General features: G+C 68.7%; 18 protein-coding genes and 1 pseudogene. 5 read left to right on the top strand and 14 right to left on the bottom strand.

The genetic code is table 11. The features are described 5' to 3' along the window. Window positions 1–8: 8 nt before the first annotated feature. The 6 genes from A5747_RS16450 to A5747_RS16425 all read right to left on the bottom strand — a co-directional run bounded on the left by A5747_RS16450 (window position 9) and on the right by A5747_RS16425 (window position 6,343). Window positions 9–788 (bottom strand): Fpg/Nei family DNA glycosylase, encoded by a 780-nt coding sequence (locus A5747_RS16450; protein ID WP_076126121.1) that lies wholly within the window; start codon window positions 786–788, stop codon window positions 9–11. Next, the gene (gene ligD, locus A5747_RS16445; RefSeq protein WP_076126080.1) at window positions 781–1,680 is read right to left on the bottom strand and encodes a non-homologous end-joining DNA ligase; all 900 of its coding nucleotides are present in this window, start codon (window positions 1,678–1,680) and stop codon (window positions 781–783) included. Before ligD (A5747_RS16445) ends, A5747_RS16450 begins: the two co-directional genes overlap by 8 nt. Continuing rightward, window positions 1,680–2,660 (bottom strand): non-homologous end-joining DNA ligase, encoded by a 981-nt coding sequence (ligD, locus tag A5747_RS16440; RefSeq protein ID WP_369805119.1) that lies wholly within the window; start codon window positions 2,658–2,660, stop codon window positions 1,680–1,682. Before ligD (A5747_RS16440) ends, ligD (A5747_RS16445) begins: the two co-directional genes overlap by 1 nt. A gap of 14 nt (window positions 2,661–2,674) precedes the next feature. Continuing rightward, window positions 2,675–3,247 carry a DNA polymerase ligase N-terminal domain-containing protein gene (locus A5747_RS16435; RefSeq protein WP_076126076.1) on the bottom strand — a complete coding sequence of 191 codons (573 nt, stop codon included), beginning with the start codon at window positions 3,245–3,247 and terminating at the stop codon, window positions 2,675–2,677. Between the two features lie 36 nt (window positions 3,248–3,283). Next, window positions 3,284–3,724, bottom strand: a complete 441-nt coding sequence (locus tag A5747_RS16430; protein WP_139333167.1) for a DUF402 domain-containing protein — start codon at window positions 3,722–3,724, stop codon at window positions 3,284–3,286. Window positions 3,725–3,793: 69 nt separating this feature from the next. Next, window positions 3,794–6,343, bottom strand: a complete 2,550-nt coding sequence (locus A5747_RS16425) for an ATP-binding cassette domain-containing protein (protein ID WP_083700506.1) — start codon at window positions 6,341–6,343, stop codon at window positions 3,794–3,796. Between the two features lie 141 nt (window positions 6,344–6,484). Here A5747_RS16425 and A5747_RS16420 point away from each other — a divergent pair, with 141 nt between their 5' ends. From A5747_RS16420 to A5747_RS16410, 3 genes are read left to right on the top strand one after another with little or no spacing between them, the layout of a single operon-like run. Beyond that, the gene (locus tag A5747_RS16420; RefSeq protein ID WP_076126074.1) at window positions 6,485–8,485 is read left to right on the top strand and encodes a serine/threonine-protein kinase; all 2,001 of its coding nucleotides are present in this window, start codon (window positions 6,485–6,487) and stop codon (window positions 8,483–8,485) included. Window positions 8,486–8,530: 45 nt separating this feature from the next. Beyond that, window positions 8,531–10,687, top strand: coding sequence for an excinuclease ABC subunit UvrB (gene uvrB, locus A5747_RS16415; RefSeq protein WP_076126072.1), 2,157 nt, complete (start codon window positions 8,531–8,533; stop codon window positions 10,685–10,687). Then, window positions 10,684–12,102: an MFS transporter gene (locus A5747_RS16410; protein WP_076126070.1), complete on the top strand. Its 1,419-nt coding sequence runs from the start codon at window positions 10,684–10,686 to the stop codon at window positions 12,100–12,102. Before uvrB ends, A5747_RS16410 begins: the two co-directional genes overlap by 4 nt. Here the strand turns inward: A5747_RS16410 and A5747_RS16405 are convergent. Continuing rightward, entirely contained in the window at window positions 12,086–13,657 is a 1,572-nt protein-coding gene (locus A5747_RS16405) for a glycosyltransferase family 39 protein (protein ID WP_083700503.1), read from the bottom strand. The two genes, A5747_RS16410 and A5747_RS16405, sit on opposite strands and share 17 nt — an antisense overlap. Before the next feature lie 274 nt (window positions 13,658–13,931). Between A5747_RS16405 and A5747_RS16400 the strand changes: the two genes are divergently transcribed. Continuing rightward, complete coding sequence (locus tag A5747_RS16400) at window positions 13,932–14,375, top strand: universal stress protein (RefSeq protein WP_076126065.1); 444 nt, start codon at window positions 13,932–13,934, stop codon at window positions 14,373–14,375. Between the two features lie 13 nt (window positions 14,376–14,388). Here the strand turns inward: A5747_RS16400 and A5747_RS16395 are convergent. From A5747_RS16395 to A5747_RS16385, 3 genes and pseudogenes are all read right to left on the bottom strand, one after another. Then, window positions 14,389–14,646, bottom strand: a pseudogene (locus A5747_RS16395) (MBL fold metallo-hydrolase); the annotation flags it as partial. Then, window positions 14,647–15,396: an alpha/beta fold hydrolase gene (locus tag A5747_RS16390; protein WP_076126063.1), complete on the bottom strand. Its 750-nt coding sequence runs from the start codon at window positions 15,394–15,396 to the stop codon at window positions 14,647–14,649. A 96-nt stretch (window positions 15,397–15,492) separates the two neighbouring features. Further along, complete coding sequence (locus tag A5747_RS16385) at window positions 15,493–16,170, bottom strand: MBL fold metallo-hydrolase (protein ID WP_076126061.1); 678 nt, start codon at window positions 16,168–16,170, stop codon at window positions 15,493–15,495. Window positions 16,171–16,283: 113 nt separating this feature from the next. Between A5747_RS16385 and uvrA the strand changes: the two genes are divergently transcribed. Then, a complete protein-coding gene (gene uvrA, locus A5747_RS16380) occupies window positions 16,284–19,193 on the top strand; it encodes an excinuclease ABC subunit UvrA (protein ID WP_076126058.1) in 2,910 nt (969 codons plus the stop codon). Here the strand turns inward: uvrA and A5747_RS16375 are convergent. From A5747_RS16375 to A5747_RS16360, 4 genes are read right to left on the bottom strand one after another with little or no spacing between them, the layout of a single operon-like run. Further along, window positions 19,190–20,359, bottom strand: coding sequence for a winged helix DNA-binding domain-containing protein (locus A5747_RS16375; protein WP_076126113.1), 1,170 nt, complete (start codon window positions 20,357–20,359; stop codon window positions 19,190–19,192). The two genes, uvrA and A5747_RS16375, sit on opposite strands and share 4 nt — an antisense overlap. A 21-nt stretch (window positions 20,360–20,380) precedes the next feature. After that, window positions 20,381–20,620: a hypothetical protein gene (locus A5747_RS16370; RefSeq protein ID WP_076126056.1), complete on the bottom strand. Its 240-nt coding sequence runs from the start codon at window positions 20,618–20,620 to the stop codon at window positions 20,381–20,383. Then, the gene (locus tag A5747_RS16365; RefSeq protein ID WP_076126054.1) at window positions 20,602–21,057 is read right to left on the bottom strand and encodes a DUF6653 family protein; all 456 of its coding nucleotides are present in this window, start codon (window positions 21,055–21,057) and stop codon (window positions 20,602–20,604) included. Before A5747_RS16365 ends, A5747_RS16370 begins: the two co-directional genes overlap by 19 nt. Window positions 21,058–21,063: 6 nt before the next feature. Continuing rightward, a complete protein-coding gene (locus A5747_RS16360; protein WP_369805117.1) occupies window positions 21,064–22,557 on the bottom strand; it encodes an alpha/beta hydrolase in 1,494 nt (497 codons plus the stop codon). Window positions 22,558–22,612: the final 55 nt, after the last annotated feature.

The following is a 22,612-nucleotide window of genomic DNA, read 5'->3' as shown; positions in this document are numbered from 1 at the left end:
TGCCGAGATTACCCGGGCTGGCAGCGGGGACACCACACCGATGTCCGGCCCCCGACGCGCGCGCGGGCGAGCCGCGTGCCGCAACGGGGGCAACTCGGGTCCGGCTCGTCGCGCACCCGGGTGAGCCACCGCGACAGCCCTGGCACGCGGCCGTGTCGCACCGACGTGCGCAGCACCTGCGTCATGGCGGCGTGCAGGCGCTTGACGTCGTCGGCGTCCAGGTCGGCAACCGGAAGCGTCGGTCGCAGCCGGGCCCGCCAGCAGATTTCGTCGGCGAGCAGATTGCCGAGGCCCGCAATCACCGACTGGTCCATCAGCGTCGGCTTCAGCCGGCCGTGCCGACCGGACAGCGCGTCGCGAAACGCGCGCAGGTCCATGCCCAACGCATCGGGGCCCTGCGGACCCGTCACGTGCGCGATGTCGTCGTCGGAATCGGCCAGCCACACCCCGCGCAGCTTGCGCAGGTCGGCGTAGCGCAGTTCGCCCTTGTCCAGGGACAGCACCAGCCGCTCATAGCCCTTCGGCTCGGCATCGTCGGCGGCGTAGTACGGGTGTCCGGTCATCCCGCTGTGCACCAGCAGCGTCGGGCCGTCGGTGGGCAGGATCAGCCACTTGCCGTGCCGCCGTGGCGCACGGAAGCGGCGCCCGGCGCAGCGGCGCCCGAGCGCCGCGGCGGTGGTGTTGCGCAGTATGCCGGGATCGCGAACCGCTACGTGCCGAATGCGGCGGCCGGGCAGCACGCCGGCAAGCTCGCGCCGAAACCCTTCCACGTCAGGCAGTTCAGGCACGACGTTTCGCCAGTCGCTTCGCCGGGCCGCCCAGCGCGCGCGCATGGCGGGACATGTCGGCCCACGGATCACGTTGCCCGGCCAACCGTTTGGGAACATCGCGGACGGTGAATCGGTCGGCCCGTAGGCCGCGGGCGTCCAATTCATCCCACTCCAGTGGGGTGGCCACCGGTGCGCCGGGGCGGGCCCGGACCGAATACGGTGCAACCGCGGTCTGCGCGTACGCGTTTCGCATCACGTCGAGATACACCCGGCCGCCGCGCTTGCCCTTGCGCACCTCCACGGTGCGGTGCTGGGGGTCATCGGCCGCGACCACCTCGGCGACGTCGCGGGCGAACTGCCGGGCGGTGTCGAAGTCGGTGTCGGGACGCACCGGGACCACCACGTGCAGCCCACGGGAACCGGTGGTCTGCACGTAGCACGCCAGCCCGAGGTCATCGAGCACGCCGGCGGTCGCGCGGGCCGCCGCGCGCACCACCGCGAAGTCGGTGTCGGAGGGGTCGAGGTCGAACACCAGTCGGTCGGGGTTGTGCAGCCGGTCTCGCCGCGACTGCCACACGTGCAACGTGATGCAGTTCTGGTTTGCCAGCCAGCGCAACGCCTCTCGGCGGTCGGCCACCGGATGCACAAGGGTGCCGCCCTCTTTGGCGACCTCGGCGCCGCTCATCCAGTCCGGCAGCGAATCGGCGAAATCCTGCTGCACGAACCCTTGTTCGCCGATGCCGCGCGGAAACCGTTGCACGGTCAGCGGCCGGTCGCGCAGGTGCGGCAGCATCGTGTCGGCCACCTCGCCGTAGTAGTCGACGAGATCTGCCTTGGTGATCCCTTTTCGCGACGACGGATCGGGAAACAACACCCGATCCGGGTGGGTGATTTCGACTTCAGGTGCCATCAGTGTGTCTCCCGTACGACGTCTCGGGGGTCCTTGTCGATGCGCAGACCCTGATAGCGCGGGTGGCGCAGCTTGCCGTCACGCGTCCACTCGGTGAACCCGATCTGCGCCACCAGCTCGGGACGGACCCAGCGGGCGCTGTTCTCGCGCACCAGACCCCGGGTGAACGGCGGCGCATCCTGCTCGATGGGCGACAGGCGCTCATGCAGGCTGTGCAGGGTGGCCTCGTCGAAGCCGGTGCCGACCTTGCCGGCGTAGACGAGGTCGCGGCCGTCGTGGTAGCCGAGCAACAGCGCGCCTAACTCGATGCGGCTGCCTTTCGGGCTGGTGTAGCCGCCGATCACAAATTCTTGGTCGCGAACGCATTTGAACTTCAGCCAATGCGGTGACCGGCGGCCTTCATACGTCGCGTCGGCCCGCTTGGCGATCACTCCCTCGTCGCCGCGGGCGCAGGCGGCGCGGTAGGCGGCGATGCCGTCCCCGACGCGATGCGGCGCATACCGCAGCGGATCGGTGAAGTCGATCGTGTTGCGCAGCAGTCGTTTACGCCAGAGTAGTGGCACCTCGGTGGTGGACATGCCGTCGAGGTGCAGCAGGTCGAACAGGTAGTAGTAGATCCGGACGCGGGATGCCCGGGCCACTTCGGGGTCGGTGATGCCCAGCCGCCCCTGCAGCCGGGCGAAGCTGGTGCGGCGTCCCTCGAACGCCACCACCTCGCCGTCGACGACGAATCGGGTGGTGTGCTGGGCTGCGAGCGCGTCGACCAGTTCCGGGTAGGTTCCGTTGAGCCGCTGGCGATTTCGCGACAGCAGCCACACCCGATTGCCGTCGCGAAACGCCAGGCAGCGCATCCCGTCGAATTTTCGCTCGAAGATCCAATGGGGGTCGGAGAAGCGCTTCTCGGTCAGGGTGGCCAGCGTGGGACTCCGCCAGTCCGGCACCGGCTCGTCGTGCAGGGCCGCGCGTACCCGGCCGGGCATCCCGGCGAGCCGGGTCACGAGTCGTCCAGGTCGTCGAGCGTGCGGCCGGACAGCACCGATTCCGGCTGGCTCTTGACCGGCTTTCGGCGCGCGTCGGCGTCCTCGTCCCGGCGCTTGATCAGCAGCCAGGTCTCGTCTTTGCCCTCCCGGATCCGCGTGAGGGCATAGCCGCCTTGCAGCTTTTCGCCCTGCAGACGGAACGAAAGATGGCCGCGGTCAAGGCCTTCGGCCATTTCGTAGTTGGTTGCGTTGGCATAGGTGCCGCGGTCCCAGACGATGACCTCACCGGCGCCGTATTCGCCGCTCGGGATGACTCCCTCGAACGTCGCATAATCGAGCGGATGATCCTCGGTGCGGCGCGCCATCCGCCTGTCCTTCGGGTTCGTCGACGGCCCCTTGGGTATCGCCCATGACACGAGCACGCCGCCGATCTCCAGGCGGAAGTCATAGTGATCGCTGCGCGCCGCGTGGTGCTGGATGACGAATGACGGCCGCTTGTCGGCCTTGCGGCGCTTCGTGCCCCGCTCGCCACGCGGCTCGGGGCTGGTGCCGAAGCGCCGTTTGCGCCGGTATTCGCTCAGGGGCATGTCGGGGGCATACCCCTCGGCGGGTGCGGAAAACTGTTACGCGGTGCGCCAGGTGAGTTGCATGCCGCTGCCGGCCAGCCATCGGGCGAGGTCATAGCCGTTGCGGGCTAGGCCGTCGACGGCATCCACGGCGCGGCGCACCGCCCGTTCGGCGACCTCCGGAGTCAGCAGGCCGTGGCGGACGGCGTCGAACAGCTCGTCGACATCGGCCAGCTCGGCTCCCCGCCCGGTACGAACCTCGATGTCGAGATAGTGGTCTTCGGAGTGCCACTCGCGCGGGCCGGGCGTGTATTCGCCGACGTCGAGGTAGTAGTCATGGTCGCGCTCGTGGCCGGGATTGAAGTGGAACACCGTGGCGCGCAGGCCCAGCGACGGCAGCAGCCACGACTCCAGGTAATGGAACTGGGCCCGGCCCGGCGTGGGCCGGGCCACGTAGAGCCCCCACGGCCGCACGACGTACTCGTCGACGGTGCGCACGATGCCCTTCGGGTCGGTGTTGGTGCGGGCGACCAGATCGAATGTCTCGTGTTTCGGCGGATGCATGAGTCAGCGGCGCAGCCGAATCTTCCATCGCACAAACCCGGCATAGAACAGCGACAACGCGGCCAGCATGCCCATGTCGAGCAGCCACATCTCCGGCGTGTGCTGCCAGAACCCGTCCTCGGGGACCAGCGAACCGGGCACCAGGTCGCGCAGGTCGACCGTCGACGCCGCCGCGGCATAGCCCCAGCGCGCCGGCGTGGCAAAAGACAGCTGATCGAGCCCCAGCCGGCCGGTCACCGGCACCATCCCGCCGCACAGCACCAACTGCGCCATCACCGACACGACGAACAGCGGCATGATCTGCTCACTGGAACGGACCAGCGACGAAATGGCCAGCCCGAGCATCGCCGAGGCCACACACGTCGCGGCGACGGTCGCGAACAGCTCGACGGTCGCGTTCCCCAGTACCACCGCGCCCCGCGTCGGCGCGCCCTTGCCCAGCACCACGATCGCAGTCGTGATCGCCGACTGCAGGATCGCGAAGCCGCAGAACACGCCGGTCTTGGCGAGCAGGTAGGCCGTGGTCGAGAGTCCGACCGCCTGTTCGCGCTGAAAGACAGCGCGCTCGCCGACCAGGTCGCGGATCGTCAACGCCGTACCCATGAACGCCGCGGCGGGCAGCAGCAAGCTGAGTATCTGCGCGGCTTCGTCCGGCGTGCCGGCATGCGGGCCCGCGACGTGAAACCCGATGTTGCCGGGCACGGTCAGCGACAGCGCACCCAGGATGAACGGCAACAGCGCCAGGAACACGAAGTAGGCGCGGTCGGCGACGACCAGGCGCACCTGGCGGCGCGCGACGGTCGAGATCTGGCGCCGCACACTGGTATGCACCGGTGCGCCCAGGTCGCCCGGCTGGTCGGTCTTGTCGGGAAGCAGCTGCTGCGGCCGCCGCTGGGCCTCGGCGCGGGCCAGAAAGCGGCGGTTGGCCTCCTCGGGGTCCGCGCCGACGTGGGTGAAGATCTTGGCCCAGTTCGTGGTGCCCATCGCCGCACCGATCTGGTCGGGCGGGCCGCAATAGGCCGTCTTGCCGCCGGGCGCCACCAACAGCAGCTGGTCGCAGATATCGAGGTAGGACAACATGTGCGTCACCACGATCACCACCCGGCCGGCGTCGGCGAGCTGGCGCAGCATCGTCATGACTTGGTGGTCCAGCGCCGGGTCCAGACCCGACGTCGGCTCGTCCAGGATCAGCAGCGACGGCCCGGTGAGCAGTTCCAGGGCGACCGAGGCGCGCTTGCGCTGGCCACCGGAGAGCTTGTCGACGCGGGTGTCGGCGTGCTTGGTCAGCTCGAGTTCGTCGAGGACCTGCGCGACGACCCTGGCGCGGTCGGCCTTGCCGGTGTCGGGCGGAAGGCGCAACTCGGCGGCGTAGCCCAGGGCCTGGTTCACCGTCAGCTGGCGGTGCACGACGTCGTCCTGCGGGACCATGCCGATCCGGCTGCGCAGGGACGCGTACTCGGTGTGGATGTCGTGACCCTCGAAGCTGACCGACCCGGCGGTGGGGCGGGCGTAGCCGGCGATCAGGCGGGCCAGCGTACTCTTGCCCGCCCCCGACCCGCCGATCACGGCGGTGAGCGTCCCCGGCCGGGCGGTCAGGGAGATGTCGTCGAGCAGCTGCTTGTTGTCGACGACGTACTTCACGCCGCGCACCTCGAGGCCGCCGGTGCGGGCCGCGGCGGCGCTGCCTTCGATCAGGCCGCCGTCGCGGAACACCAGGTCGACGTTGCCGATGGTGACCACATCGCCCTCGGTCAGGATCGCCGACCCCACCCGGGTGCCGTTGACGAACGTCCCGTTGACGCTGGTGTCGCGGATCTCGGTGCCGAGGTGCGTCGGCACCAGCGTCGCGTGCCGGCGTGAGGCCAGGACGTCGGACACCACGACGTCGCTGTCGGCGGCGCGCCCGATCGTGATGCCGGTGCCGCCCGCCGGCGTGCGCGGGGTCAGGAACTTCACCATTCGCGTGGCGAGGTTCGACACGTCCGCGGTCTTGGCGTCGATCACGGTGAACTCGCCGGGCGGTGGCGGGTGCGGAGTGGCCAATCTGCCGGCGTTGGCCACGGTCCGCTCGTTGTCCGGTGGCCGTCGCGGCGGCCGTGCCAGTGGCGGGATTGGATTCGTCCGCTCCTGGGTGGTCGACCACGCCAGCGTGGGCGGCCCGGAATCCGCCACCGTCCTCGTCGGGGATGGCCGGCTGGTCGGCCCCCGCTGCGGGCCGATCGCGAACGTCAGCCGGGGCCCTTGCGGATTGCCGACGTTGATGCTCTGGCCGTCGTGGATGTCGATCACCGGCATCGGATAGCCGTTGACGTAGGTCCCGTTCAACGAGCCGTTGTCGATGGCCAGCCAGCGGCCTTGATCGAAACGCAGTATCAAGTGCGCGCGCGATATCCGTGGGTCCGGGATGCGTAAGTCGGCGTGCAGGTCGCGCCCGACGACCACCTCATGACCCGCGGCGAAGGAACGTTGGGACCCGTCATGCCGAATGGTCAGCGCGGGCGCGGCGGGTCGACTCACCACACAAGTATCGGCCGCCGCTCGAGTGGGCTCCATGAGAGTCGGCTGTGATTTCACTTTGTTTCGTGCTCACAGCTCCTTCATAACCTTCGGTGGCCCAACGCCTATCCGCGTCCGGCATCATGCGATGGGGTGCCGGGGGGAGCGCCCGGCAGAGCGCGCTTGAGGGGGCAACCATTGACGGACGAGCACGACCAGCACAAAGTAACCACCCGGCGCATTGCCGCCGGGCGGCGCCTGCTGCGCAATCCGCGGCTGGCCCGAGAGGCATTGCGCGCGCACCTATTTCGCCGCCCCCCGGCCGTCAGCTCAGAGCCGAACGAGGGTAGTGGCCCACGCCTGGCGATGGCCGGCGGCACGAAATTCGCCGGCTACAGCGTCCTGCGACCGCTGGGCGCCGGGGGGATGGCCGAGGTCTATCTGGCTTTGCATCCCAGGCTGCCCCGGCGCGATGTGATCAAGGTGCTCGCCGAGGCGGTCACCGCGGATCCCGAATTCCGGGAGCGGTTCAACCGTGAGGCCGATCTGGCGGCAACCCTGTGGCACCCGCACATCGTCGGCGTGCACGACCGCGGCGAATTCGACGGCCACCTCTGGATTTCCATGGACTACGTCGAGGGCACCGACGCGTCGCGGCTGGTGCGGGAGCATTACTCGGACGGGATGCCCATCGATGTGGCGCGCGCCGTCCTCGACGCGGTCGCGGGTGCCCTCGACTACGCGCACGATCGCGGCCTGCTGCACCGGGATGTCAAGCCCGCCAACATCCTGCTGACCCATCCCGAGAACGGTGAACGCCGAATCCTGTTGGCGGACTTCGGTGTAGCGCGCCATCTCGGCAGCATCAGCGGGATCACCGAGACCAATGTCGCGGTGGGAACGGTCGCCTACGCCGCGCCGGAGCAATTGACCGGCGCCAACATCGATGGCCGCGCAGACCAATACGCGTTGGCCGGCACGGCATTTCATCTGCTCACCGGCGCGCCGCCGTTCCAGCACTCCAACCCGGTCGCGGTGATCAGCCAGCACCTGCACGAGGATCCGCCCCGGCTGAGCGAGTACCGCCCGGATTTGGCACACCTCGACGACGTGTTCGCCAAGGCCCTCGCCAAGCGCCGCGAAGACCGGTTCGATCGGTGTCGCGACTTCGCCGCCGCCGTCAGCGAGCGGTTGGGCAACGCCGCCCCGGCTCGGGTCGCCACGCACCGGGGGCGCGGCACGCGGGCTCTCGTCGCGGCGATGAGCCACCGGTACTCGTCGAGGACGCGATGGGCGACCGCGCTGGTGTGCGCGGTGCTGGTCGCCGTGGCGGCGACCTGGTCGGTCCTGTACTCCTTCCAGCCGGCACCCGCGCCGGCCAGCCCCGCGCTCGCCTCGCGTCCGTCGCCGCCGGCCCCGAGCGCCGCCCCCACGGGACGCGGCGGTCCGACATTCAGCGGCACCTACCAACTGACCTACGACCAGAGCAAGCGGACCGGCAACGGCGTCGCGATCCGTCAGGATTCGGCCGACACCGACTGGTGGGCGTTCCGCTCGGCGTGCACCACCAACGGCTGCGCCGCCACCGGGACCCTGCTGGACGATGCCGACCACCAGGTGGCGAGCACCGCCGGCGGCGGCCGGACCGACACCCTGCGCTTCGTCGCCGGATACTGGCAGGGCGCCCCGCAGCAGGAGCGGGTGCGCTGCGTCGCCCCGGACGGACTTGCCGGGGCCACCCAGCAGGAGACGGTCGCGTGGTCGCTCGCGCCGCAGGCCGACGGCACGCTGCGCGGCACGGAAACCCAGACCGTGATGAGCAACGAGTGTGGCGCGCAAGGGGCCGTGGTGCGGATACCCGTGGTGGCGACCCGCGTCGGTGATGCGCCGGCGAGCGTGCCGCTGGCCGATCCCACGCAGGTCCTCGACACCTCGACCGCGCCGGCCAACCCGGTTCCGCCCGTCCTCGGCGGGTCGTGCACCGACGTCGACAAGCTCGCGTACGACCCGACCAACAACGAGCAGGTCGTCTGCGAGGGCACCGCCTGGGCCAAGGCGCCCATCGCGACGGGTGTGCACGCCTCGGGCAGCTCGTGCGACCGCCCGGGCACCTCGGTGTTCGCCACCTCCACCTCGAACGACGGCTACCTGCTCCAATGCGACCCGGTCAGCCGGACGTGGACCCGGCCGGCGGGCTAGGCGAGGACCGGCACGCTTGTCGGTGGCTGGCTCTACCCTGGTGGCATGGCTTTCGCCACTGAGCATCCGGTCGTCGCGCATTCGGAATACCGCGCCGTCGAGGAGGTCATGCGCGTCGGTGGCCGCTTCGAGGTCGTCAGCCCGCACGCACCGGCCGGCGACCAGCCGGCCGCGATCGACGAGCTGGAGCGGCGCATCAAGGCGGGGGAGCGCGACGTCGTGCTGCTCGGCGCCACCGGCACCGGCAAATCGGCCACCACCGCCTGGCTCATCGAGCGGTTGCAGCGGCCCACCCTGGTGATGGCGCCCAACAAGACGCTGGCCGCACAGTTGGCCAACGAGCTGCGAGAGATGTTGCCGCACAACGCAGTCGAGTACTTCGTGTCGTACTACGACTACTACCAGCCGGAGGCGTACATCGCGCAGACCGACACCTATATCGAGAAGGACAGCTCGATCAACGACGACGTGGAGCGGTTGCGGCACTCCGCGACGTCGTCGCTGCTGTCGCGCCGGGACGTGGTGGTGGTGGCCTCGGTGTCGTGCATCTACGGCCTGGGCACACCGCAGTCCTACCTGGACCGCTCCGTCGAACTCCGGGTCGGCACCGAGGTCCCCCGGGACGCGCTGCTGCGGCTGCTGGTCGACGTGCAGTACACCCGAAACGACCTGTCCTTCACCCGCGGCTCGTTCCGGGTGCGCGGCGACACCGTGGAGATCATCCCGTCCTACGAAGAGCTGGCGCTGCGCATCGAATTCTTCGGCGACGAGATCGAGGAGCTGTACTACCTGCACCCGCTGACCGGCGACGTGGTCCGCAAGGTCGACTCGTTGCGGATCTTTCCGGCCACCCACTATGTGGCCGGGCCGGAGCGGATGGCGCACGCGATCTCGACGATCGAGGAGGAGCTGGCCGAGCGGCTCGCCGAACTCGAAGGCCAGGGCAAGCTGCTGGAGGCCCAGCGGCTGCGGATGCGGACCAACTACGACATCGAGATGATGCGCCAGGTCGGGTTCTGCTCGGGCATCGAGAACTACTCGCGGCACATCGACGGCCGCGGGCCGGGCTCGCCGCCGGCGACGCTGCTGGACTACTTCCCGGAGGACTTCCTGCTCGTCATCGACGAATCGCACGTCACCGTGCCGCAGATCGGCGGCATGTACGAGGGCGACATGTCGCGTAAGCGCAACCTGGTGGAGTACGGGTTCCGGCTGCCGTCGGCATGCGACAACCGCCCGCTGACCTGGGAGGAGTTCGCCGACCGCATCGGGCAGACGGTGTACCTGTCGGCCACCCCAGGCCCGTACGAGCTGAGCCAGACGCAGGGCGAGTTCGTCGAGCAGGTGATCCGGCCCACCGGGCTGGTCGACCCCAAGGTCACGGTCAAGCCGACGAAAGGTCAGATCGACGATCTCATCGGCGAAATCCGCAAGCGCACCGCGGTCGACGAGCGGGTGCTGGTGACCACCCTGACCAAGAAGATGGCCGAAGACCTCACCGACTACCTGTTGGAGATGGGCATCCGGGTGCGGTATCTGCATTCCGAGGTCGACACGCTGCGCCGGGTAGAACTGCTGCGCCAGCTGCGGCTCGGCGACTACGACGTGCTGGTCGGCATCAACCTGCTGCGCGAGGGCCTCGACCTGCCCGAGGTGTCGCTGGTTGCGATCCTCGACGCCGACAAGGAGGGCTTCCTGCGGTCGACGCGCAGCCTGATCCAGACCATCGGCCGCGCCGCGCGCAACGTCTCCGGCGAAGTGCACCTCTACGCCGACACCGTCACCGATTCGATGCGCGAGGCCATCGATGAGACGGAACGGCGCCGCGCCAAGCAGGTCGCCTACAACGAGGCCAACGGCATCGACCCGAAGCCGCTGCGCAAGAAGATCGCCGACATCCTCGACCGGGTCTACTCCGAGGCCGACGACACGGAAACCGTCGAAATCGGGTCCGGGCGCAGCGTCTCACGCGGGCGGCGGGCGCAGGGCGAGCCGGGCCGGGTGGTCAGCGCCGGGGTATTCGAGGGTCGCGACACCACTAACATGCCGCGCGCGGAGCTGGCCGACCTGATCAAGGACCTCACCGCGCAGATGATGGCCGCCGCCCGGGACCTGCAGTTCGAGCTGGCCGCGCGGTTCCGCGACGAGATCGCGGACCTCAAAAAGGAACTGCGCGGGATGGACGCCGCCGGGCTCAAGTGACGCACACTGCCACCACCACCGGCAGCTGGCGCGAGCTGCTGGGCGCCCGCTACCTGGGGACGTCAGTCGTGCTGGCCGGTGGGGTAGCGCTGTACGCCACCAACGAGTTTCTGACCATCAGCCTGCTGCCCAATACGGTCGCCGAAATCGGCGGCAGCCGGCTGTACGCCTGGGTGATGACCCTGTACCTGGTCGGGTCGGTGGTCGCGGCGACCATGGTCGGTCCGATGCTGCTGCGCTACGGGGCGCGCAGGTCGTATCTGATGGGGCTGGCCGTGTTCGCCGTCTCCAGCCTGGCCTGTGGTGTGGCGCCCAGCATGGAAATCCTGATCGCGGGACGCGCCCTGCAAGGCGTGGCCGGGGGCTTGCTGGCCGGCCTTGGTTATGCGGTCATCAACACCGCGCTGCCGCGCGCGCTGTGGACCCGGGCCTCCGCGCTGGTGTCGGCCATGTGGGGCGTCGCCACGGTGGTCGGGCCGGCGACGGGTGGGCTGTTCGCGCAATTCGGTTTGTGGCGTTGGGCTTTCGTCGCGATGGCGATTGTGACCGCCCTGATGGCGCTGCTGGTGCCGGTCGCGTTGGCCGCCGGTAGGGGCGCCCCGGGCGGTGCCGCGGCGGTGATGAGGGTGCCGGTGTGGTCGCTGGTGCTGATCGGGGCGGCCGCGTTGGCGATCAGCGTCGCCCAAATCCCGCACGACGTCGTCGCGACCGCCGGGCTGCTCGCCGTCGCGATCGTGCTGGTCGGACTGTTTGTGCTCGTCGACTGGCGGATGCCCGCAAAGGTGTTGCCGCCCAGCGTATTTGGTCCCGGACCGTTGAAGTGGATCTACCTGGCCATGGGTGCGCTGATGCTCGGCGCCATGGTGGACACCTACGTGCCTCTCTTCGGTCAGCGGTTGGCGCATCTGAGCCCCGTGGCGGCCGGGTTCCTGGGCGCGGCGCTAGCGGTCGGGTGGACGTTCAGCGAAATCGTCAGCGCATCGCTGGAGAACCCCCGGGCGATCGGGCGGGTCATCGCGGTCGCGCCGGTGGTGGTGGCCTCGGGTCTGGCTCTGGGCGCATTCACCCAGCGCGACAACGCGTCGGCCGGGGTCGTCGCGCTCTGGACGCTGGCCCTGCTGGTGGCCGGGATCGGAATCGGCATGGCGTGGCCCCACTTGTCGGTGCGCGCAATGGATTCCGTCGACGACCCGGCCGAAGGCGGGGCGGCGGCCGCGGCGATCAACACCGTGCAGCTCGTCTCCGCGGCATTCGGCGCCGGCCTGGCCGGCGTCGTGGTCAACGCGGTGCGGGGCGGCGACGTGATGGAAGCCCGTTGGCTGTTCGCCGTTTTCACCGCCTTGACCGGCGCCGGTGTCGCGGCGTCCTACGTGGCGGTGCGCGGCGATCGCCGCGCCGTCACCGCGTCGACTTGACCACCTGCGAGTAGTGGAATTGCCAACGCTCGACGATGTGGAAGCCGAGGTAGCTCGGGAATCGATACGCCGGGGCGCGGCCGAACACCCCCGGGGGCAGCGCTTGTCCGACCTGGTGATCGGGCAGCGACTTGTCCTTATTGGTGATGGTCCAGATGGCGGAGCATTTGTTGATCTTGGCGGTCGTCAGCCACACCGCGACGTGGCCGTCCCACAGCCAGCCCACCTTAGGCCCGTAGGCACCCCGCCCGACGTCGATCACCGACCGGAAGGCCGCGGGCCGGGTGGCCAGGACCGCGCGGATAGGACCGGGCCGCCAGGGCACCGTGTTGTCGACCAGCAGGCAGTCCCCGGGGGCGGCATGGGCTTCGATCAGGTCGGCCACCTGGCTGTAATCCCAGCCCTCCTTGGCATACGGCCAGCGCTGGATGAACAGGTAATTCGGCAGCGCGGCGGCGGCGAACGCCAGGACCACCGCTGCGATCGGCCACGGTTTGCGGGCGAGCGTGACGATGCAGACGGCCATGACCATGGCCACCGCGGGCGTGGTGAGGATCAGGTAGCGGGGAAAGTAGATCGGTTCGATGGCGGCCGAGTAGACGACGACGAGCGCGGTGGGCAGGACGATCCACGCGCCGCAGATGACCAGCAGTGCACGCACGTCGCCAGCGGGACCCCGCGCGCCCCTCAGCCACGCCACGGCCGCCGCGACGATGAGCACCGCCGTGAGAATCGCGAACGGGACGCTGTGGTCGAAGTACTGCCGCAGGACGATGTCGAACGCGTAGTGCCAGCTGACAGGAAAGATCCAGTTGACCTGGTACACCTGGCCATGGGCGAACACGAGGAACGGCGTCATGACGCCGACGGCGACGGCCGAGCTGACCGCCCACCACATGACTGGAGACTTGCGGGAGCGCTTCGGAACCAGGAGCGGCAGCATCGCCGCGTACACCAGAACCAACAGGATCAGGTTGAGGCTCAGCAGGATCGACAGCATCAGCGCCAGCGCGTAGCACAGCCACAACCGCGGCGTGTTGCGCCGGACCGCGGCGACGAACAGCACGGTCAGCCACACCGCGGCGGCGGCCGCCATGGCGTACGGGCGCGCCTCGATGCCCGCCCACGTGGTGCGCGGCAAGATGGCGAAGACGGCGCCGGCGCAGAGTGCCGTCGCACGCCCCGGGACGAGTTGCTTGCTGAACGCCGTGACCCCCGCGGCCGCGGCCCCGATCGCCAGGGCGCTGGGCACCCGCGACCAGAATTCGGTCGGCGGAAATATCGCGAACCAGCCGTGCATCAGCAGGTAATACAGGCCGTGCACGGCGTCGATGTGCCCCAGCAGTTTCCACAGCTCGGGCAAGGTTCGGCTGGCCGCCGCCGATATCGTCGCCCCCTCGTCGAACCAGAGCGAGGGCCGGCAGGCCCAGGCGGCGCTGATGACGGCGGCCAGGACGCCTACCAGCCACGGGTCGAGCAGCCGGCCGGGCCGGCGGGAGGGCGCAGACTCGTCAACGACGTCCGACGCGCCTTGCTCGAGGGTGGGCATCGACATGATGCATGTCACTGTAAGTCAGGCGGCGCCCCGTCCGCCCAGGTCACCGGCGGTCACGACCCGAATTTCACGAGAAGGTCTGCGATGCAATGCTTTCCGTCCCCCGCATGCCGCAGCGCGAGCGTTATGGCCGCAAAAATTGCCCGTTGCCGCAGCGTGGCGGGATAATTTGCGGGTTGCGCCACGCCACCGGTGTGTGGGTAATCTGACCCATCTTTCTCCGGCAACGCGATACTGTCTGGGGTTGGCGTAGCAACCGACACTGGGAGGGTAAATGAGCGCCTATCGGACTGTGGTGGTCGGGACCGACGGCTCGGACTCGTCGATGCGTGCGGTGGACAGAGCAGCCACCATCGCCGGGGACGGCGCCAAGTTGATCATCGCGTCGGCGTATCTACCCCAGCATGAGGACGGCCGGGCCGCCGACATCCTGAAAGAAGAAAGCTACAAGGTGTCGGGCACCGCCCCGATCTACGCGATCCTGCACGACGCGAAGGAGCGGGCGCACAAGGCCGGCGCCAAGAACGTCGAGGAGAAGCCCATCGTCGGTGCCCCGGTGGACGCGCTGGTCAAGCTGGCCGAGGACGAAAAGGCCGACCTGCTGGTCGTCGGCAACGTCGGCCTGAGCACCATCGCGGGCCGGCTGCTGGGATCGGTGCCGGCCAACGTCTCGCGTCGGGCCAAGGTCGACGTGTTGATCGTGCACACCACGTCGTAACCGCTCGTTCGGTCTACCAGCCGCGCTCGCGCCACTCGGCGAGGTGGGGGCGTTCGGCGCCCAACACGGTGTCATCCCCGTGGCCCGGGTAGATGACGGTGGAGTCGTCGTACACGTCGAACACCCGGGTCGTGACGTCGTCGAGCAACTGGATGAAGTCCCCGGGCTGCCACGTCTTGCCAACGCCGCCCGGGAACCGCGGTATCTGTCGGCAATATCCGCCACCGAGATGGCGCAAACCAACACCAGCACGGGTTGCCGCGCTGAGCGCTCAGCCTACTGATTCCCAAAATTGTTTGAGTACGGCAGCGCTGCCCTTCGGGTCCTGGATCATCCAGTAATGATCCAGTCCTTCAAGCACTTCCGTGCGGGCTCCGGCCCGTTCGGCCGCGCTGCGACGGATTTCTTCCGATCCGACGAAGGTGTCAGCGGTGCACATTAGCGACAAGCCAGGCCGCGCACTGGCCCGCTCTAACCCTCCGCCGCTCTTGGCCATGGCGCCCGGCTGCCCTGTTGAGCGGTACAGCATCAAGATCGCCCGGCCCATCTCCGGGCCATGTGAACGCGCTACTGCGGTCGCGATGTCAGCGGTCATTCCGACCGCGGCAATCTGGGCGACCCAATCTTCAACGGGTGTGCTCATCATGAGGTCGACCAACTGCTCGCCCTCGCCTGGCGTCTGCCAGACCTGGGCCAGGTCGTGCCAGACGTAGTCGGGGTTGAATATGCCGATCGCGTCGGTTGCCCAGGTGCGTACCAGTTCTGGCCGATGCATCATCGCGTTGACGACGTGGATTCCACCGAAGTCGTGGCCGACCAGGTCGATTGGGTCATCGATTTTCTCCAGCTCACCCTCAAGCCAGTCACGGTAGGCGACGTAAGTGGCCGGGAAGTCGTCAGGCAGCGGTGCGCCGAAGCCCGGCGGGGACAACCGCACGACATCGTCACCGCCTAGTGCATCGACTAGTGGGCCCCAGATCGCGTCGTTCTCCGGATTTCCATGAACAAGCACAACCGTCATGGTCGACAGGATGGCATGAGCGACGCCAAAAAACCCTATCTACGCTCGACTCCGATCGACTCCGTCGCTAGTGGTGGGTGTAGCGTGAGCGCGGATTCACCAGCCGCGCGCCCGCCATTCGGCGAGGTGCGGTCGCTCCACGCCTAGTGTCGTGTCGTCGCCGTGGCCCGGGTAGATGACGGTGGAGTCGTCGTAGACGTCGAATACCCGGGTGGTGACGTCGTCGAGCAGCTGGGTGAAGTCCCCGGGCTGCCAGGTCTTGCCGACGCCGCCGGGGAACAGGCAGTCGCCGGTGAACAACTGGGTGACCCCGCCGGTTGCGGGCCCGTCGAGGGCCAGCGCGATCGATCCGGGCGTGTGCCCGCGCAGGTGGATGACGTCGAAGCTGAGCTCGCCGATCTGCACGGTGTCGCCGCCCGACAGCAAACGGTCCGGTTTGACCGGCAGCGCTTCGGCGTCGATCTCGTTGGCCGCGGTCGGCGCGCCGGTGGCCGTGGCGACGGCCTCCAGCGCCTGCCAGTGATCGAAGTGCTGATGGCTGGTCACGATCAGCGAGACCGCCGGGGCGTAACGGCGGATCAAGTCCATCAGCACCTCGGCGTCGTTGGCCGCGTCGATCAGCAGGGTTTCTCCGGTCGCCGCACACGTCACCAGATAGGCGTTGTTGTCCATCGGTCCCACCGACGCCTTTAGAATCGTGGCGCCGGGTAGGGTCCGGCGGGCCGCAGTACCAGGGTCGACGTGTCCGGTGTAGTTGTCATCCACGGCAGTCATGTGCGCCACGTTACTGGTCAATCGAAACTTGTCGGTGCGGGCACATAGCATGGAATGCGCCGTGCGCGTTCACCGCTTTAAGCACTGGCAAGAGCTCCATCGAGAGGGACAGTGTGGCTGACCGCCTGATCGTCAAGGGCGCCCGCGAGCACAACCTGCGCGGCGTCGACCTCGACCTGCCGCGCGACTCGCTGATCGTGTTCACCGGGCTATCCGGCTCCGGCAAATCGTCGCTGGCCTTCGACACGATTTTCGCCGAGGGGCAGCGCCGCTACGTCGAGTCGTTGTCGGCCTACGCACGCCAATTCCTCGGCCAGATGGACAAACCGGACGTCGACTTCATCGAGGGCCTCTCCCCGGCGGTGTCCATCGACCAGAAGTCGACCAACCGCAACCCGCGGTCGACGGTCGGGACGATCACCGAGGTCTACGACTACCTGCGGCTGCTGTACGCGCGCGCGGGCACACCGCATTGCCCCATCTGCGGCCACCGGATCGCCCGGCAGACGCCGCAGCAAATCGTCGACCAGGTGCTGGCGATGCCGGAGGGCACCCGATTCCTGGTGCTCGCCCCGGTGGTGCGCACCCGCAAGGGCGAGTTCGCCGACCTCTTCGACAAGCTCAACGCGCAGGGCTACAGCCGGGTCCGGGTCGACGGCGTGGTGCATCCGCTGACCGACCCGCCGAAGCTGAAGAAGCAGGAGAAGCACGACATCGAGGTGGTGGTGGACCGCCTCACCGTGAAGGTCACCGCCAAGCAGCGGCTCACCGACTCGGTGGAAACCGCGCTGAACCTGGCCGACGGCATCGTCGTGCTGGAGTTCCCCGACGATCACGACGAGCACGGCCACCCGCGCGAGCAGCGGTTCTCGGAGAAGCTGGCCTGCCCCAACGGACATCCGCTCGCGGTCGACGACCTGGAACCGCGGTCGTTCTCGTTCAACTCGCCCTACGGCGCCTGCCCGGAGTGCGTCGGCCTGGGCATCCGCAAGGAGGTCGACCCTGACCTGGTGGTCCCCGACCCGGATCGCACCCTGGCCGAGGGCGCGGTGGCGCCGTGGTCGAACGGCCACACCGCCGAATACTTCACCCGGATGATGGCCGGGCTCGGCGAGGAGCTGGGATTCGACGTCGACACACCCTGGCGCAAGCTGCCGGCCAAGGCCCGCAAGGCCATCCTGGAGGGCTCCGACCACCAGGTGCATGTGCGCTACCGCAACCGATACGGCCGCACCCGCTCGTACTACGCCGATTTCGAAGGCGTGCTCGCGTTCCTGCAGCGCAAGATGGCCCAGACCGAGTCCGAGCAGATGAAGGAGCGCTACGAGGGCTTCATGCGCGACGTGCCCTGCCCCGAGTGCGAGGGCACCCGGCTCAAGCCCGAGATCCTGGCGGTGACGCTGGCCGCGGGGGACCGCGGTGTGAAGTCCATCGCCGAGGTCTGTGAACTGTCCATCTCGGACTGCGCGGACTTTCTTCAGCGCCTCACCCTCGGTCACCGCGAGCAGGCGATCGCCGGGCAGGTGCTCAAGGAAATCCAGTCGCGGCTGGGCTTTCTGCTCGACGTGGGGCTCGAGTACCTCTCCCTGTCCCGCGCCGCTGCGACGCTATCCGGCGGGGAGGCCCAACGCATCCGGCTGGCCACCCAGATCGGCTCCGGTCTGGTCGGTGTGCTCTACGTGCTCGACGAGCCATCCATTGGGCTGCATCAGCGCGACAATCGTCGCCTCATCGAAACACTAACGCGCCTAAGGGATCTGGGGAATACACTGATCGTCGTCGAGCATGACGAGGACACCATCGCGCATGCCGACTGGGTGGTCGACATCGGCCCCGGCGCCGGCGAGCACGGCGGCCAGATCGTGCACAGCGGCACCTACGGCGAGCTGCTGGCCAACAAGGCTTCGATCACCGGCGCCTACCTGTCGGGCAAGGAAAGCATCGAGATGCCGGCGATCCGGCGTCCCGTCGACCGCCGCCGCCAGCTCACCGTCGTCGGCGCCCGCGAGCACAACCTGCGCGACATCGACGTGTCGTTCCCCCTTGGCGTGTTGACCTCGGTGACCGGCGTATCCGGTTCCGGCAAGTCGACTCTCGTCAACGACATCCTGGCGGCGGTGCTGGCCAACCGGCTCAACGGCGCCCGGCAGGTCCCGGGCCGGCACACCCGCGTCACCGGCCTGGATCGCTTGGACAAGCTGGTCCGGGTGGACCAGTCGCCGATCGGGCGCACACCCCGATCCAACCCGGCCACTTACACCGGGGTGTTCGACAAGATCCGCACCCTGTTCGCGGCCACGACCGAGGCGAAGGTCCGCGGCTATCAGCCCGGCCGATTCTCCTTCAACGTCAAGGGCGGTCGCTGCGAGGCGTGCACGGGCGACGGCACCATCAAGATCGAGATGAACTTCCTGCCCGACGTGTACGTGCCGTGCGAGGTCTGCCATGGCGCCCGGTACAACCGGGAAACCCTTGAGGTGCACTACAAGGGCAAGACCATCTCCGAAGTACTGGACATGTCGATCGAGGAGGCCGCGGAGTTCTTCGAGCCGATCACCGGCATTCACCGCTATCTGCGCACGCTGGTCGACGTCGGCCTGGGCTATGTGCGGCTCGGCCAGCCCGCACCGACGCTGTCCGGCGGCGAGGCGCAGCGGGTCAAGCTGGCCGCGGAATTACAGAAGCGTTCGACCGGGCGCACCATCTACATCCTCGACGAGCCGACCACCGGCCTGCATTTCGACGACATCCGCAAGCTGCTCAACGTGATCAACGGCCTTGTCGACAAAGGCAATACGGTGATCGTCATCGAGCACAACCTGGATGTGATCAAGACATCCGACTGGATCGTGGACATGGGTCCGGAGGGCGGTGCCGAGGGCGGGACCATCGTCGCCGAGGGCACCCCGGAGGACATCGCCGCGGTGCCGGAAAGCTACACCGGGAAGTTTCTCGCCGAGGTCGTCGGCCGTGGGCGCGCGCCCGCGAGTGCATCGCGGCGGCGGCGCAAAGTCGGCGTTTAGGTTTCGCGGCCCGCCGATTTGGACAGCGGGGACGGAAAGCGCGGGCTGATCCGCACGCCGTCCAGCCAGGACGTCAGTTCGTCGGCCCGTCGCTGCAGGGCACGCCGGGCGCGCTGGCCCGGATCCTCGAGGAGCTGCAACCGCACCCGGGCGCCGTCGTCCTGATACCAGCCGCCGACGATGCGTCCGTTCCACCACGCAGTGGGGCCCGCGTTGCCGTTGCGGTCGAAAACCTGACTGCGATGCGGGCCGAGGTACCACTCCCGTTCGAACCAGCCCATCGTGGTGGCGTCCAGGCCGGGCAACAACGCGCACCACGGCCCCACGTCCGGTTCCGGTTCGAGATCGTCCGGGAGCGCGTAGCCGGGACTGCCGTGCACGTCGACCCGCACGGCACCGATGTCGCCCAACGCCTTTCGGACCGCGGTCAGCGTGGTGCCGAGCCACCATTTGATGTCGGCAGCGGTGGCCGGGCCGAAGGTGCGCAACCAACGCCGGATCAGTTCGGCCTGGGCGTCGACGGCCTCGTCCCGCGCGCCGAGCCACTGGGCGGCGTGGACCCACCGCGGCCGCGACGTGGTCCAGGTTCCGTCGTTGGGTCCGCGCACGATGTCGCCGCGCGCCGAAAGCACGGTGAGAACTCGCGGCGCAATGGGAATGTGTCCGCCCCAACGTTTTCCGGGTGCCGGGTCATAGGTTCCGGTCAGTTCGGGCAGCGCGGTCCGCAGTTCGGTGCTGGTGGCCGGCCCGTGATCATTCAGGTGGCGCAACACCGCGGAGCAGGCCCGCTCGAGCCAGCGGTCCCCGTCCGCGGCCAGGCCGGCCTTGTGGACGTCGGCGGCCAGCCGGCGGCGTTCGTTGTCCGCGACCCGGTCGCTGGCCGCGGACTGAATCATGGCCAGGTCGTCGCTGTTCACCATCCACAGTGTCCGGCGCATCGCCAGATGCCTTAGCGCGGAGCGCCTCTCGTACAGCTCCACATCGAGGTCGGCGGTGGCGAAACCGGGGGACCGGGCCCACAGCGACAGGTACGGAGTCGCGGGGTCGGTCGCGTGTACCGCGACGAGCCCGGCGATGATCCGCGTGACCGGCCGCGGATCAGTGGGCAACAGAAAGTGCCGGCGCGCCAGGCGGTTCCGTCGCTCGGCGATGGTGAAGGTGCGCACGCTCAAATCGTTGATGCGGCGTCACTCATCGGGGTGCATCGACTCGCGGATCTGCGCCAGCCGCTCGGCCGCGGCGCGCTGACGCTCGTCGTATTGCTCCTCGACGTCGCGGCCCTCTGGAGTTTCCGCGGCCAGTTCTGCGGCGCCCTGCGAGGTGCCGTAACGGGTCTCGATCTTCTCGCGGACGTATTCGAAGGTCGGCACGCCCGCGTCGTCGTACCCGGGGTCGGGCTCCGCGGGAGTCATTGGTTCGTCGGGCATGCCTGAGAGGTTACTTCGGTCGCGCGCTGGCGATCGAAATAGCGCACCATCTGCGCCCAGTACACCAACGTGAGCGCCATCTGCACGGCGGTTGCGACGGCGGCCGGCACCAACCGGCGCCGGCGAGCCGAGATGAGGGCGCCGAGCGCGGCCGCGGAGGAGAGCGCGCTGACGAACATCGCGGCGTCCCGGGGCCGGCGGCTGATCCACAGCTCCTCGCCCAGCATCGCCCTCGTCGACCAGGCGTGCTGGTGCGCGGGCTTGCCGAAGACGAACGGGTTGAGCGCCAGCCACACGGCCAGCACCACGGCGTGGCTCCAGCGCCGCGTCCACGCCGGCACCAGCGTCAACGGTGTGGTCGCCCAGCGGGTCCACGCACTCCACGGATTGCAGTGCCGCGCAAACAGTGCGCGACGTGCGCGCCCGACCGCAGACACCGGCCGCTACTTCATTGCGGTGGCGGGACGCTCGACGGGGACCGCCGGCCCGGTATGGACGGAGGGAGGGGTGGTGCCGGGCAACGCAATCCGGGGGACGTCCGGGGTGCCCACCTGTCCGGCCAACCACGGCAGTGCGGACGCGAAGACCCGGTCCGCGAACGGCCAGTCGTGCTTGCCCGGCTGGGGGAGGACGGCGCAGTCGATGCCGTGATCACGGCCGAGCGCGCACAGCGAATACGCGGCCGCCGTCTGGTTGCTCGGGTTGGCGTCGGCGTCGCGGCTGGCCAGACGTATCGAGCCGGCATCCGCGATCGCGAAGTTGCGCCGCGGCGCCGGCGGGGCGTCCGAGGAGATCGCGAACCATCCGGCCACGTCGGTGTAGTGGCCGTGCCGGGTGATCACGGTGGTCGGATCGAATGCCGCCCATGCGGTCGCGTTTCCGCCGAACAGCCTGGCGATGGTCTGCGCCTTGGTCCCCGCATTCGGGAAGAAGTCACCGGCGACGTCGACGAAGGCGCTGAACATTTCGGGGTGCATGACGGTCAGGTCCACGGCGCACGTCCCGCCCATCGACCAGCCCACGATGCCCCAGTTGGACCGCGCGGGGCTGACGCCGAAGTTCGAGACCATATACGGCACAACGTCTTTGGTAAGGTGATCGGCCGCGTTACCGCGAACCCCGTTGACGCATTCGGTGTCGTTGTTGAAGGCGCCGCCGGAGTCCACGAATACCAGCACCGGGGCTTTGCCGTGATGGGTGGCCGCGAAGTCGTCGATCGTCTTGATCGCGTTGCCGGCGCGCGTCCAGTCCGCGGGGGTGTTGAACTGCCCGCCGATCATCATGATGGTCGGCAGCTGCGGCGGGGGGTTACTGGCGAACCACTCGGGCGGCAGATAGACGAGTTCCCCGCGGTGCTTGAAATGTGAGGCGTCGGACGGGATCACGACCGGGACCACGCTCCCGTGCGTGGGCCGGTTTCCCTTGCTCGCCATCGCGGCGACGGTGGCCTTGTCGGTCTGATCGGGCAGCGGACCGGAGGTGAGCTGGTTCCATGCGGACTGCACGGTGGGGAAGTAGCCCACCCACAGGTTGAGCACCAGCGCCGCGCTGAGCAGGCACAGCGGCACGGCCATGACTGCTGCGCCGCGCCGCCAGCGGTGCGCGCTGCGCCAGCCCAGGATCAGCACCGCCGCGGCCATGCCCGTCAACGCGATCCAAAGCCAGAGCGCCGCGGGTGCGGGTTCGTCGGAGAGGCCCCGGTCGACGATGTACCAGTGCGTCGCGTAGGCCGTGACGCCGCCGGCCAAGCCGGCCGCCGGCAGCCACACGGTTCGCCAGCGCCGGGAGCGCCAGCCGATGGCCAACGCCAGTACGACTCCGGCAGCGAGCTGGATCGTGAGGGGAACCCAGCCATGCATCAGCGAGGTGTGGCTGGTTGCGAGCAACTGCGCCATGGCATGGGGCGTCGACGCGGTCACGGATCCATTGTGAGGGATCGTTAACCTTCCCGGAACACATTCACCGAATGTTCGCCGTGCGCACGCCGCCGTC

Source organism: Mycobacterium sp. IS-836, assembly GCF_001954275.1.
In the GTDB taxonomy this organism is placed as follows: Bacteria; Actinomycetota; Actinomycetes; order Mycobacteriales; family Mycobacteriaceae; genus Mycobacterium.
This window is presented reverse-complemented; position numbering and strand designations above follow the sequence as displayed.